We start from the raw sequence: 12,556 nt of genomic DNA, 5'->3' as shown, positions 1-12,556 counted from the left end.
GCAGCGGGTGCCGCTTCGGCGCGAGAAGCGGAAGACGAACGCAGCTCCTGCTCGTCGAATGCCGAAGCGCGTGGCCATCGACCAGGGGGTCGACGCGTGTCGGCCGAAGAGTTACAGCGCTGCGGCGTCGGCGAGCAGACCGGTTGTCGACGATGTGGCCGTCGTGTCCAGGAGCCGCGGATCCAGACTCCATGCGGCGGCGACCCGCATGACTGCGTCCTCCGGGTCGAGGTGGTCGAGCCCGGCTTCGGCGGCGGTCGGCTCACCGAAGGTGGCCACCACGGCCCCGTCAACGATCTCCGTGCTGCGGACGAGCTCGCCGTCACGCGCCATCGCCCAGGACGCCGAGTCGCTGACACGGTGGGTGTCGAAGGCGAGGATCTCGGCGCCGCCGAGCGCGGTGCTCAGCATCGCGACGTCCGTGCCGGACGTCCGCATCCCCACGACGAGCACCCAGCCGGAGGTCGCCGGAGAGATGAAGACCCCGCCCGCATACGCCGCGGCGATCCCGTCCGCCCACGGCACCTCGCAAAGACCGGACAGATTCAGGGCTCGTCCCACACGTGCGGGGTCGCGATCACGGACCGCGAGCCAGGCCATCTTCCGGCCGAACCCGACGCCGGTGAGGGCGCCCGCGCGCGAGTGGCGGGAAGGCATCGAGGCGAGCTCGCGCAACACGATCTGCGCGAGCGTCTCCCACGTGCAAGGGATCGGGTCGTTCCCGGTCGGCTCCCAGCCGCCGCCGTCGGGCCGCCATGGCTCGACCGCAAGCCCGCCGCTGCTGTCCTCGGCGATCACGACCATCGCGCCGCCAGCGGTCTCAGCGTCGGGCACGCCCGCATCGACCGACACGGCTCCCGTATCGCCGCCTTCGCTGAGCGCCAGCGCCGCGCGGACGTCATCGACCAGCGTGGCGGCGGACGTCCGCGCCCGGTGCACGCGGACCTGTGGACCGCTGACCGCTTCGCCGTACGCCTCGACGACGAAGCCGGCGTCCCGGGTCGTCAGCACATGCGCGCTCCGGACCGTCGGCCACCGGGGCTGCGCCTCACGCAGGAGCCGCAGCGCGTGCTCGGCGACAGCCGTCACGTCCCGCTCGGCGACCTGCACCTCCTGCTCCCGGTCAGGGGAGGCGGCGACGCCGAGCGGACGAACGAGCACGTACGGCGAGACGACGACCGTCGAGATCCGCACCTCCGGCCGGTAGTCGCGCTCGTCCACGCCGACCACCTCTCGACAGAACGTCGACCAGTCCGAGGATCGGTGCCAGGGCCGCGGCCGCAGGAAGCACGCGAGTTCCCGGCCAAGTGCTTCGGGCCGAACGTCGTCCGGGACGCTGCGGCCGCCCGAAACGCCCCACTGGCCGATCACGAACAGCCGTCCGCGGAAGCGATGGAGTTCTGCCCACGACATAGGCGTGGAGGATCAACCATCGTCGAGCGATTCGCCGGCAGGCCCATGACACCGTCGCTTCCCATGCGGAGCGGCAGCCGGCACCGCCATCGCGCGTCGTCCCATGCGGTAGCTCGAGGCTCCGACCGGCGCCGGCCAGCTCCGTTCGATCAGGCGTCCGGCGGTTCCTGGAAGGCGCGCACCTCGATGCGGCCGCCCAGTGCCTTCGACGCCTTCGTCGCCCACCGGACCGCGGCGTCCTGATCGGCGACCTCGATCACCCAGAAGCCGCCGACGTACTCCGCCGCCTCGACGAATGGCCCGTCGACCACTACCGGCTCGCCGCCGGTGGCGTCGACGGTCTTGGCCGATGACGGCGGGTGCAGTCCGCCGGCGAAGCGAAACGCCCCGGCGTCCTGAAGTTCGGCGTTGAACTCGTCGACCGCGGCGAGCGCGGCTTCGAGCGCGGCTGGGTCCATCGACGTCATGGTCGGCTCATCGGCCGAGTCGTGGGGGACGGTCAAGAAGAACTGCATGTCTTTGCTCCCTTTGCGCGGGGCCGTGGTCTGATACGTACTCGACCGCCGCGCCGCCCGAAACTCATCGGTCGCGACGCACGACGCACGACGGTGCGATGACAGCATCCCGGCGCGTCTGCCGCCTGGTGCTGCTCGCGTCCCATGCGAAGCGAGAGCGAGCCCGGACAATCGCTTTGCGCGAGAAGCGGTGCTAGCCGCCTCTTACTTCTCGTCCACGCCGTCGCTCTCGTTTCGGTCCACCGGCTCCCACGTGGATCAGGGGTCGCGCTTCGCCCCCCCACCAACCGGCCTGCCTGACTCGACACGGCCATATCCGCCGTGCTCGATGTCCTCGGGCGCCTCTGCGTAGACGACGCGACCACGCTCGTACTCGACGAACAGGACATCCTCGCTGCCGGACGGCCCGCTGAGACCGAGCCGCCATCGCGACTCGCGATGCGGCCGGGGGTTGCCATCGATGTCAGTTCCGGTCGGGCGGCCAAGCAAGGCGTGCAGGTCGTGTCGCGTGAGCCCTAGAAGCTTGTCGCACGCCACCAACACGACGGCTATCCGACGCAACTTCGGCCATTCGCCGCTCGACTCGTCGTTCGACCTGGCGGCCTGCCAGGCCCGTCGATCGAACGGCGCATCGCAGTCAGGACCGTCGTTTCGCACCGTCGCCAACGTGACGCCGACTCCAACTGCGACAGACGCAAGTGCGAGGATCGCGACCAGCCGCTTGACATTGCGCGCGCGCACTGCGTGAAGCGTGACACGGCGCTCCCCAGAGGCACAACAGTGCTCCTCGCTCCCGGCGACCAGCCCGCCCAACCGAGCGGACAGCCGCCCGTCACCTGTCGGTCCTCGTCCGAAGCAGCAGTCCCGCTGGCCGCTTCGCGCCGCTCCTTCTGCGTTACAGCAGCGTTCCAGCAGCTACCCACGCGACGCCGAATATGACGAGGCACGCCCCCATCGTCAGGCGCAGGAAGTGGCTATTCGCAACTCGCTCTCTGTACCGCTCTCCGTAGAGCCCTCCCGCGGTGGCCTGGCGTGCAAGCCGTGCCCAGGCCGTTGCGCTCAGCAGTACCAGGACACCTGCGACAAGGAAGAACGGCGCTCCAGCCAGCAACGGCCAACTCTTGTCGGTCACCAGCGCTACTGCCGTGAAGAGCCAGCCGGCGATGACAAGCGGGAACATTCACCGGAATCAGTAGCACCCGTGAGAACACGGCCCGCTTGCGCGTGAAGTGGATCGAGCTATTCGCTAGTCGTCCCAAGCGCCAGTGCGAGAGCCTGACTTCAACTAAAGGTCGGGCGTAGTTCCCCACCTGGCCGATCCCGTAGCAGCCCTCGCGGGAGTCGACCCTTACCGGCTACCGGCCAGGGATAGCCAGAGCTTAGGCGCTACCGCTGCTGCTTCCATGCGACGCGAGAGCGGATCCTTCGCTCCGCTCTGCTCGACAAGTAGCGGCGCCACGACTTCGCCGCCCTTCCAAGCGAACGCGCCTCAAAAGCGCGAAGATGACGTGGTGGAAGAGCTGCCGCCCACGATCGAAGGGTTCTTCCGCCGCCACGGTGGCGCGTCCCTCAGGCTGCCGACCGGTTGGTTCGGGCGTCCGTACGACAACCACCACGCTCTGACCCGCGTCTGTCTCGAAGCCGACGACGAGTTGCTGATCGTGCTCGACAACACGCACGAGCTGCGTCTCGCGGGGCCAATGCGGGCTGCCGTGAACCGACGAGAACTGCGCCTGGATGGGTTCTCGCGAGGGAGCTGGTCGTGGACCGAGTACGGCAGCGACCGAAGGGACGTCGTGTTGCTGCCTCCTGGCGAAATCCACTTCTTCGGCTAGCCGCACCCAGGCGTGCTGCTGCCGCTTCCCACGTGAAGGAGGAGCTGGCGGTAACTCCCGCCCCTTGCGCGCGGAGCAGCAGACGTTCCCGCGGGAACGTTTCGTAGGCAGCTACCGGCCCGCTGCTGTTCCCGGCCAAACGCGGCACGCGCAGACCCGCCTCCGGAACGCCCGGCGCCCCACGCTCGCGGGGCGACCGAGAAGACCTGATCGACCTCGGAGGCGGTCTACGCAGCACCGTCCGGAACAGGCCAGCTCGTGCCGGTCGCGCGCCAGCAGACGAAGGCCGCCTCACGCGTCGAGGCCATGGCGCGACTCATCGCTTCGTGATCGAAGCCCGCGAGTTCCGTGAGCCGGTCGACGAGCGCGTCGGGAGCCAGGCCTTGCGGAATCACCGCGCCGGTCTGACTCGCAGGCGAGCCGAGCAGCACCCAGAAGACGTCCTCGGCCGCCGACGGCCCGTCGGCGGTGGTCATCACGTCGACACCCTCCAGCTTGTCCCAGCGCACCGACTCGGTCGTGAACTCGCGATGGAAGGTCACGGCTTCCTCATCGACGAGAACCGTCCCGGACAGCGGGTTGCGGACACGGTCCCTCGAGCCCCTGACACGTCCACGGATCCTCGCCAGGCGGGGGCGCATGCGAAAGCGCCTACCCATGCTGCGTCACCTGCGGCACGCCAGCCTCCCCGAGTCGGCGTAGGTGGCGTCCTCGGAGACCAGCCACACTGGGATCCGCCCGAGTTCGAGCTCACGGTCGGGATCGGTGGGAGCAGGCGGGTTCGTTGGCACAGGCGACACCTACCACCTAGCTGCTGCTTTCCATGCGAGAAGCAGCAGACGTTCCCGCGGGAACGCTCGCACGACGTCGGGGCCGTCAGGGTCTGGGTCGACGACGGGCTGCTGAGCGATCTGGCCTGCAGGTGGTCGGACCACGCTCCGACCCGACAGGCCGAGTGGCGGATCTGCGGGCAACACCGCCCGAGTGAGTCGGACCACCGGCTGCTGCTCCCCGCTGCCACGTGCTCTTGCTGCTCGTCCATGCGAGCCAAGCCGGCGCTCAGCGTTCGTGCGGATGCCGTCGTACGATCCACGGCCGTGGGCCTGCAATTCGAGACGTGGTCTTCGGAGTCACCGTGGATCGAGTCGGTGTGGACGTGCCGCAGCCCCGGCGTCACGGAGATGACGTCGGTGGCGACGGAGACGGTTGGGCTCGTCTTCTGGACCCAGGACGGACGGGCGCACGTCACCCTCACCGGACCCGAGCGGGGAGCGAGAACGGCGCCCGTGCCCGAGGGCGCGGAGTTCCTCGGCATCCAGCTCGGCGTCGGCGTCTCGTTGCGTTGCGCTGCCACGCCGGGGCTGGTCGACCGCGGCATCGCTCTCCCCGACGTCACGCCGCGGCGGTTCCGCCTGGGGGATCGCTCGTGGCCGACGCCCCGACCGGAGGACGCGGAAGCGCTCGTGCGGCGACTGGTGGCCGACGGCACCGTCGTGCGGGATCCGCTCGTCGCGGACACCCTTCGCGGGGTCGGTGACACCGTCTCCGATCGCACCGTTCAGCGGCGATTCCGGGCGGCAACCGGGCTCACCCCGGGTGCCGTCCGTCAGGTGCAACGGGCACGCGAGGCCGCGATGCTGCTCGCTTCCGGCGAAGCGGTCGCCGAGGTCGTCCACGCGTTGGGGTTCTACGACGAGCCGCACCTCGCCCGAGCGCTGCGGCGGCACGTCGGCCGCACCGCTGGTCAGCTCCGCGACGGAACCGGCGGCGCGCTCGGGCTCGACACCGCTCCGCGGTCGACCTCGTAGACGAGCTTGGCGACCCCGTTGGCGTAGCTCGCCGACTCGCGCAGGCGCAGCCGGCGGGCGTCGCGATCCGCGCGGCTGAACACGCTCTTGCCGGCGCCGAGGAGCACCGGGTAGACGAGCAGGTTGTAGCGGTCGATCAGGTCGGCGTCCGACAGCGAACGGGCGAGTTCCGCGCTGCCGTGGATGAAGATCGCACCGCCGTCCCCGCGCTTGAGGTCAGCGACGTCCTGGATCGAGCGCAGGATCCGGATCTCCCCCCAACCGTCGATGAGGTCCTCATCGGCCAGCTGACTGGAGACGACGAGCTTCGGCAGATCCCGATAGCCGGCGTGGACCTCGGAGTCCCGCCACACCGGCGCGAAGGCCTCGTAGCTGCGCCGACCGAACATCAGCGCCGTCGTCTCCTCGAGCTCCTCGCCCTTGAGCGCGAACGCCTCCGCCAGGAACGGCGTCTCGCGCACCCATCCGCCGCTTCGGTGGCCCTCCTCCTTGCCGCCGGGGGAGTCGAACACCCCGTCCAGCGACATGAACCCCGTGTACACCAGCTCCCGAGCCATCACGTCCTCCTCGTCGTCCTCGATGTCGCGCCGCACCCTACGGACGCCGGCCCGGGCCAGTCTTGGACGGAAACGACACGCCCGGAGCTCGTCGCCGATCAAGGTGTGAAGGATGTGCTCCACGCGGTCCCGGTATCGTCGGACCCTGCGTTCACCAGGCGCCTCCCTGACCGTCCGGGGAGCGCGCGAACGGCAAACGGCAGGGCGGCCCGAGGGTCGCCATGCCGCATCTCATCAGGCCGAGCAGGCTCGTCAGCGTCTGGGTCGTCTTCTTCGTCAACGGCGCCGTGCTCGCGAGCTGGGCGCCGCGCATTCCCGAGGTCAAGGCGGAGCTGGGCCTCTCCGACACCGAGCTCGGCATCGCGCTCTTCGGGATCGCCGCGGGCGCTGCGCCGGCCCTCGCGCTGACCGCCAAGGCGCTCACCGCCGTGCGCGACGGCTCCCTCTGCGTCGCGGCCGCAAGCGTGTTCACTGCGGCGCTCCCGCTCGTGGCCGTCACAGGCGACGTCGTCGAGCTGACGGCGGTGCTCGTCCTGCTCGGGGCGGCGAGCGGGACGCTCGACGTGGCGATGAACGCCGCCGGCGTGCACTTCCAGATGGCGAGCGGGAGGCGCGTGCTCTCGCGCTTGCACGGGGGCTACAGCCTCGGCGTCCTCGCCGGCGCGGGTGGCGGCGTGCTGGCGACGCAGCTCGGAAGCTCCGTCGGCGCGCACTTCCTCGCGACCACGACCGTGCTGCTCGTCGTGACGCTGCTCGCCGCACCGGGCCTGCTCGCGACGCCGTCGCCGCCGCCGTCGGGGCAGCGCGCCGACGCGGGCCATCCGCCGCCGCGGCGCGCGGCGCGACTGCCGATGACGGTCGCGGTGCTCGCGGTGTCGGGCCTGCTGGTGGAAGGGCTCGTGAGCGACTGGTCTGCCGTGTTGATCACGCACGACCTCGGGGCGGACGCGACGGCCGGAGCCGCGGCCTTCGCGGTCTTCAGCCTGGCGATGTTCATCTCCCGGTCCTGCGGCGATCTGGCCTTGCGGCGGGTCGGCGAGCGGCACGTCCTGCTCGTCGGCGCCGCAGCGATGCCCGCCGCCGTCGCCACGGCAGTCGTGGCCCGGTCGGCGACGACGATGATCGTGGCCGTCGCCTGCGTGGGTCTGCTGCTCGGTCCGCTGTTCCCGCTCGCGGTCTCACGCGCGGCGTACGTGAGCCCGCACCACGCCGCCCTGATGACGGCAAGGGTCAGTCAGGCCGGCTACCTGGCCTACCTCTGCGGGCCGCCGCTCGTCGGCGTCATGGCTGACTCGGTGGGCCTGCCGGTGACGTACGTCCTGGTCGTCGCGCTCGCCTCGGCCGGCATCGCTGCCGTCGGACGGATCCCTCGCCACTCCGACGGCGGACGGTCCCCTGTCCGGGCCGGATCGATCTGGTGATCCGGCGCGGTGCCGCCCGCCTCGAGAGCAGTCCCGGTATGGCGGACCGACACTGCCGGTCCTCCTTCGGTCGCGCGCACGCGGCCGCGGCGAACGGGACGCGCGCCGGCGTCATCGATTGGCGCCGGCGTGCGAGCTCCGGTGGCGGTCAGATCCGCCGTGCCAGTCGATGCACATCGCGGTCGCGTCGTCGACGAGGTTGCCGCCGGCCGCGGCGAAGATCGCCTGCGTGAGGTGCTGCACGGCCTCGCGCGGGTGGAGCGCCGCACCGCTCGCGACCATGGCCTCGACATCGACGGCTGTCGTGTTGCGCTCCAGCATCCCGTCGGTGAAGAAGAACAGCCGGTCTCCGGCCTCGAGCGAGATCCGCTGCACCCGGTACTCGTGTCCGCTCTGGGTGCCGAACGGCGGGTCCGCGTGGAGCTCGACGCGCTCGACCCGGCCGTCGCGCACGCGCAGCGGCAGCGGATGGCCGGCGTTCACGATCGTCGCGGTCCCGGCGCACAGGTCGATGCGCCCGATCTGGCCGGTCACGAAGCCGCCGGCGGGGGCGTTGGCCGCGAGGTCATCGCTGGCGCGACGGGTCTGCTCCGCGAGGCCGGCGCCCGCTCGGCGTGCGTTGCGCAGCCCCGCCAGCGCGAGCGTCGCGAGCAGCGCTGCGGCGACGCCGTGACCCATGGCGTCGGTCAGCGAGAAGTGCAGCATGCCGCGCTCCAGCGCGAAGTCGAATGTGTCGCCACCGACGTTGCCGGCCGGCTCGAGCCAGCCGGCGAGCGTGAACTGGCCCGCCTCGCACGTGTAGGTGCCGGGCAGGAGCCGATGCTGGATCTCCGCCGCCAGGGACAGCGGCACCGACCGCTGGCCCCACTCGAAGAGGTCGGTGAACCGCCGGTTCGCGATGACGACGTACGCCAGGGCGTGCGCCGCGAACGCGACCTCGGCCAGCACCTGCGGGTCCGGCGCCTCGTCGACCAGCAGCTCCAGGACGCCGACCGCCTCGCCGCGGTTGGTGACGGGCGCGAACATGCGCGTTCCATGCGCCTCCTGCTCGAGCACGATCGCCTGCGTGGCCAGGGCCCGTCCGGCCGAGGTTCCGACCAGCGGCACCTGCACGGCGGTCTCCTGGCCGAGCGTCCGCGTCGCCGCGCCGTCGCCCTCGTGCCCGAGGCGGATCAGCGCGTGACCGCTGAAGTCCGCGATGAGGAACGAGATCTCGTGGGCACCCAGCTCGATCCGCAGGCGCTCGCCGAGCACGTCGGCCGCCGAGAACGGCGGCGCATCCTCGACGGCCTCGAGCAGCTTCGTGACGTCCAGCCGCGGTGTGCGGTCGTCCTGCACAGCCGGGACACTACGCCAGCCCGAGACGCCCCCGCTACGAGGGCCACCTCGATGATCTGCAGCTGTTGAACACGCACCGCTCCCCCGATCCGGACACCGCGCGCGTCGGGCCGATCCGACCCGCATGGACCGGCGGCCGTCCCAGCTCCCGGTCGTCGTCCGAAGGCCCTACGGTGCGTCGATGCTGTTCTTCGCCTACAGCCGCGCGCATGTGGGTGCCGCCGCCGACGCAGCGGACCTCCTCGAGGAGCACTGGGCCTACATGGACCGGTTCTCCGATCGCATGATCGCGCGCGGACCGACGCTCGGCCCCGATCGCGAGGAGTGGACAGGGAGCATGCACGTGCTCGACCTGCCGAACGCCGCGGCGGCGCGCGAGTTCGTCGCCGCGGAACCGTTCAACCGTGCCGGGCTCTATGAGGAGCACCTCGTCCGGCGCTTCGCCGATCGGCTCGGGCGGACGATGTGGGACTTCCCGCGGGCGGCTGACCAGCCGCGCTTCCTCGTCATCTCGCAGCACGAGCTCGTCGCGCCACCCGAGCAGCTCCTGATCCTCCACGGGGACCTGCTGTCGCTGGACGACGCGGCGCCCGCCGGAAGCGCGCTCGCCGTGCAGGTCCCGGCACGCGAGTCCGTCGCGGACCTCTTCCGCGCAGACGACATCCACATCGCCGACTGGGACTTCGGCGGCCGGCGATGACCTCGTCGCGACCTCCGCGCCAGGCGTGGCACCATCCCGGGGCATGCCACGGCTCCTGGGGATCGACGAGTACGGCTTCGGCCTGACCTGGACGCTCGACGAGGCGATGCAGCGCTCGTCCCACGCGCTCGCCCACGACGGGAAGGTGTGGCTGATCGACCCCGTCGAGGTGCCCGAGGCAATGGAGCGCGTGGCGCAGCTCGGGCAGATCGCGGGGGTGCTCCAGCTGCTCGACCGCCACCCACGCAGCGGCAAGGCGCTGGCCGAGCGGTTCGGCGTCCCACTCCACCGGCTGCCCGAGCAGCTCCCGCCCGGCGTGCCGTTCGAGCGGTTCGACGTCGTGAACGTGCCCAAGTGGCGCGAGGTCGGGCTGTGGTGGCCCGAGCACCGCGCGCTGGTCATCCCCGAGGCGGTCGGCACCGGCCCGATGTTCCGCCCGAAGGACGGCGTCGCCGCCGGCATCCACATCATGCTCCGCCTCCGCCCGCCGTCGCCGCCCAAGCGCTACACGCCCGAGCACCTCCTCCCCGGCCACGGCGCGCCGCTCCACGGCGCCGCCGCCGCGCAGGCGCTCAGCGACGCCTACGCGCGCTCGCTCAAGGACCTGCCGGGCGTGCTCAAGCGCCTGCCCGGGGAGCTGAAGCCCTGATGGAGCTGAACGTCATGATCGAGGGCCAGGAGGGCGTCACCTGGCCGCAGTGGCAGGCGATCGCCGCCGCCTGCGAGGAGCACGGCATCCCGGAGCTGTTCCGCAGCGACCACTACCTCCCGCTCGACGGCCACGAGGAGCGCGACGTCCTGGATGCGTGGGGAACGCTGTGCGCGCTCGCGGCGACCACGACGACGCTGCGGCTCGGAACGCTCGTCTCCCCCGCGACCTTCCGCCACCCGTCCGAGTACGCCAAGCTCGTCGCGACCGCCGACCAGATCTCGGGCGGCCGCGTCACCGCGGGCCTCGGCGCGGGCTGGCACGACGGCGAGCACGCGGCGTTCGGCTTCCCCTACGCCGGGCTCAAGACCCGCATGGACGTCTTCGAGGAGCAGCTGCGGATCGCCCGCGGGCTGTGGGCGCCGGGCCGGTTCACGCACGAGGGCGAGCACTACGCGCTCACCGGCGTCGACCCGCGCCCCAAGCCGGCCCAGGAGCGGATGCCGCTGATCGTCGGCGGCAACGCCAAGCCGCGCAGCGCGCGCCTGGCCGCCACCTACGCCGACGAGTACAACACGCCGTTCGCGACGCCGGACGACGTCCGCGAGCGTCGCGCAGCCGTCGCGCAGGCGTGCGAGCGCGCCGGCCGCGACCCGTCCACGCTGCGCTTCTCCGTCATGACCGGCGCCGTCCTCGGCCGCGACGCCGCCGAGGTCGCCGCCCGTGCGGAGTCCGTCGGCGCCAAGCTCGGGGTCACCGGCTTCGAGCCGCCGGAGCAGTGGATCGCCGGGACGCTCGACCAGGCCGCCGAGCAGCTGGGCGCCCTGGCCGTCGCCGGCTGCGACCGCGTGATGCTGCAGCTCCTCGTCCACGAGGACGTCGACCAGATCGCGCTCGTCGCCGAGCTGGCCAAGCGGGTCAGTTAGGTTCCCCTAACTTTCGCTAGGGTCGCGGCCATCATGAAGAAGGCCCTGACCCTCCTGGCGCTCGGCGCCGTGCTCGCCGCCGGGTGCGGCGACGATTCGGACGACGACGCGGCGGCGGTCCAGACCGCGCCGGCCGCCGAGGCCTCTGCCGCCGACCTCGACGGGATCAAGACGTACCTGCTCGAGCACACGCAGGCGCTCGCCGCCACGACCGAGCAGCTGGCCGAGCAGGGCAAGGAGTACCGGGAGCTGGCCGCGACGACGAAGTACGACTACGCGGCGCTGCTCGAGGAGCGCCGCGCCGACGTCGAGGCGATCGTCGCCGACATGCAGAAGGCCTGGCGCGAGGCCAACCCGCAGTACGAGGAGGCCGAGGGCGTCGTCGCGGGCGTGCCGGAGCTGAGCGAGTTCGACGTCATCCTCGACGCCGGCTCCGACGCGTCCGACCCCGAGAGCGCGGTGCCGTTCGACGTCGAGCTGCCGAGCGGCAAGACGCTCAAGCAGCCGGGCAACTTCTTCTTCCTCACCGAGACGTCGCTCTTCGGCACGAACGAGGACTTCCAGGCCAAGGGCGTCAGCAAGCCGGATCTCGACGGCGACGGGAAGGTCGCGTTCGGCGAGGCCGTCCCGGACGCCGACCACGTCTTCGCGTTCACCCGCGACATGGCCGCGCAGGCGAAGGCGCTCAACGCCGCCGCGCAGGAGTGGGAGCCCGAGCAGGCCGACGCGTTCCAGGCGCTCGTGACGATGACGCCGACGATGAGCGAGTACTTCGGGCAGTGGAAGAACTCGCGCTTCATCGCGGGCTCGGAGGCCGAGGAGCAGGGCTTCGTCGCGTCCTCGCGCCTGCAGGACATCGAGGACATCCTCACCGGCCTCGTGCTGATCGAGGAGAACATCCACGCCGTCACGGCGAAGGCCGACGAGGCGCAGGCGGCGCAGATCCAGGAGGAGCTGCGCGGCCTGCGCGACTTCGCCAAGGACCTGCGCGAGAAGGAGGAGGCCGGCACGGAGTTCACCGCCGAGCAGGCCGACACGCTCGGCGCCCAGGCGCAGGAGCGCGCCGAGGCGATCGCCGGCCAGGTCTCGCAGGCCGCCGGGCAGCTCGGCATCGAGCTGGAGAGCTAGTGCGGCTCGTCGTCGTCGCGGTCGCCGCCTGCGCCGTGCTCCTCGCGAGCACCGGCGCGGCGGGCGCCGCGGAGGCCGAGCCGTGGCGCGCCGCGGCGACCGTGCGCGACCGGCTGTTCGACGCCCAGACCGCGGTGCTGCTCGGCGAGGACGGCGCGCGCGAGGACGTCGCCCGCGCCGCCGCCGCCTACGACGGGACGCTGCGCGAGGGCCTCCGGGCCGCCGCGCCCGCCGCCGACGCCGACGTCCGCCGCGGGCTGCGCGCG

At 71.7% G+C, this 12,556-nt stretch carries 14 protein-coding genes; 8 read left to right on the top strand and 6 right to left on the bottom strand.

Features of this window, described 5'->3' with window-relative positions; translation table 11 throughout:
- Nucleotides 1–111: 111 nt before the first annotated feature.
- The 3 genes from AC1UE5_RS19010 to AC1UE5_RS19000 form a co-directional block, all read right to left on the bottom strand.
- Nucleotides 112–1,221: a hypothetical protein gene (locus tag AC1UE5_RS19010; protein ID WP_482926435.1), complete on the bottom strand. Its 1,110-nt coding sequence runs from the start codon at nt 1,219–1,221 to the stop codon at nt 112–114.
- 341 nt (nt 1,222–1,562) lie between these two features.
- The gene (locus tag AC1UE5_RS19005) at nt 1,563–1,928 is read right to left on the bottom strand and encodes a YciI family protein (RefSeq protein WP_482926433.1); all 366 of its coding nucleotides are present in this window, start codon (nt 1,926–1,928) and stop codon (nt 1,563–1,565) included.
- Between the two features lie 258 nt (nt 1,929–2,186).
- Nucleotides 2,187–2,669 (bottom strand): hypothetical protein, encoded by a 483-nt coding sequence (locus AC1UE5_RS19000; RefSeq protein ID WP_482926431.1) that lies wholly within the window; start codon nt 2,667–2,669, stop codon nt 2,187–2,189.
- A 770-nt stretch (nt 2,670–3,439) separates the two neighbouring features.
- On the opposite strand from AC1UE5_RS19000, the gene AC1UE5_RS18995 reads away from it, so the two are divergent.
- The gene (locus tag AC1UE5_RS18995) at nt 3,440–3,763 is read left to right on the top strand and encodes a hypothetical protein (RefSeq protein ID WP_482926429.1); all 324 of its coding nucleotides are present in this window, start codon (nt 3,440–3,442) and stop codon (nt 3,761–3,763) included.
- Between the two features lie 227 nt (nt 3,764–3,990).
- Here the strand turns inward: AC1UE5_RS18995 and AC1UE5_RS18990 are convergent, their stop codons facing one another.
- Nucleotides 3,991–4,305, bottom strand: coding sequence for a hypothetical protein (locus AC1UE5_RS18990; RefSeq protein ID WP_482926427.1), 315 nt, complete (start codon nt 4,303–4,305; stop codon nt 3,991–3,993).
- 555 nt (nt 4,306–4,860) lie between these two features.
- Between AC1UE5_RS18990 and AC1UE5_RS18985 the strand changes: the two genes are divergently transcribed.
- The gene (locus AC1UE5_RS18985) at nt 4,861–5,571 is read left to right on the top strand and encodes a helix-turn-helix transcriptional regulator (RefSeq protein WP_482926425.1); all 711 of its coding nucleotides are present in this window, start codon (nt 4,861–4,863) and stop codon (nt 5,569–5,571) included.
- Here the strand turns inward: AC1UE5_RS18985 and AC1UE5_RS18980 are convergent.
- Complete coding sequence (locus tag AC1UE5_RS18980; protein WP_482926423.1) at nt 5,508–6,128, bottom strand: dihydrofolate reductase family protein; 621 nt, start codon at nt 6,126–6,128, stop codon at nt 5,508–5,510. The genes AC1UE5_RS18985 and AC1UE5_RS18980 overlap by 64 nt on opposite strands.
- A 221-nt stretch (nt 6,129–6,349) precedes the next feature.
- Between AC1UE5_RS18980 and AC1UE5_RS18975 the strand changes: the two genes are divergently transcribed.
- On the top strand, nt 6,350–7,549 hold the full coding sequence (locus AC1UE5_RS18975; RefSeq protein ID WP_482926421.1) for an MFS transporter: 1,200 nt from the start codon (nt 6,350–6,352) through the stop codon (nt 7,547–7,549).
- 111 nt (nt 7,550–7,660) lie between these two features.
- Here AC1UE5_RS18975 and AC1UE5_RS18970 read toward each other — a convergent pair whose 3' ends face one another.
- Entirely contained in the window at nt 7,661–8,887 is a 1,227-nt protein-coding gene (locus AC1UE5_RS18970; RefSeq protein WP_482926419.1) for a PP2C family protein-serine/threonine phosphatase, read from the bottom strand.
- A 181-nt stretch (nt 8,888–9,068) separates the two neighbouring features.
- Here AC1UE5_RS18970 and AC1UE5_RS18965 point away from each other — a divergent pair, with 181 nt between their 5' ends.
- The 5 genes from AC1UE5_RS18965 to AC1UE5_RS18945 form a co-directional block, all read left to right on the top strand.
- Entirely contained in the window at nt 9,069–9,587 is a 519-nt protein-coding gene (locus tag AC1UE5_RS18965) for a YciI family protein (protein WP_482926417.1), read from the top strand.
- A 43-nt stretch (nt 9,588–9,630) separates the two neighbouring features.
- Complete coding sequence (locus AC1UE5_RS18960; RefSeq protein WP_482926415.1) at nt 9,631–10,236, top strand: hypothetical protein; 606 nt, start codon at nt 9,631–9,633, stop codon at nt 10,234–10,236.
- Nucleotides 10,236–11,162, top strand: coding sequence for a TIGR03560 family F420-dependent LLM class oxidoreductase (locus AC1UE5_RS18955; protein WP_482926413.1), 927 nt, complete (start codon nt 10,236–10,238; stop codon nt 11,160–11,162). The genes AC1UE5_RS18960 and AC1UE5_RS18955 overlap by 1 nt, the downstream gene beginning before the upstream one ends.
- 33 nt (nt 11,163–11,195) lie before the next feature.
- The gene (locus AC1UE5_RS18950) at nt 11,196–12,290 is read left to right on the top strand and encodes an EfeM/EfeO family lipoprotein (RefSeq protein WP_482926411.1); all 1,095 of its coding nucleotides are present in this window, start codon (nt 11,196–11,198) and stop codon (nt 12,288–12,290) included.
- Nucleotides 12,290–12,556, top strand: a 267-nt coding sequence (locus tag AC1UE5_RS18945; protein ID WP_482926409.1) for a hypothetical protein, incomplete at its 3' end; no start/stop codon positions are given. The genes AC1UE5_RS18950 and AC1UE5_RS18945, both read left to right, overlap by 1 nt.

Source organism: Parviterribacter multiflagellatus (assembly GCF_056863265.1).
Note: the sequence above shows the minus strand (reverse complement) of the source record. Positions and strands in the feature narration are given on the sequence as shown.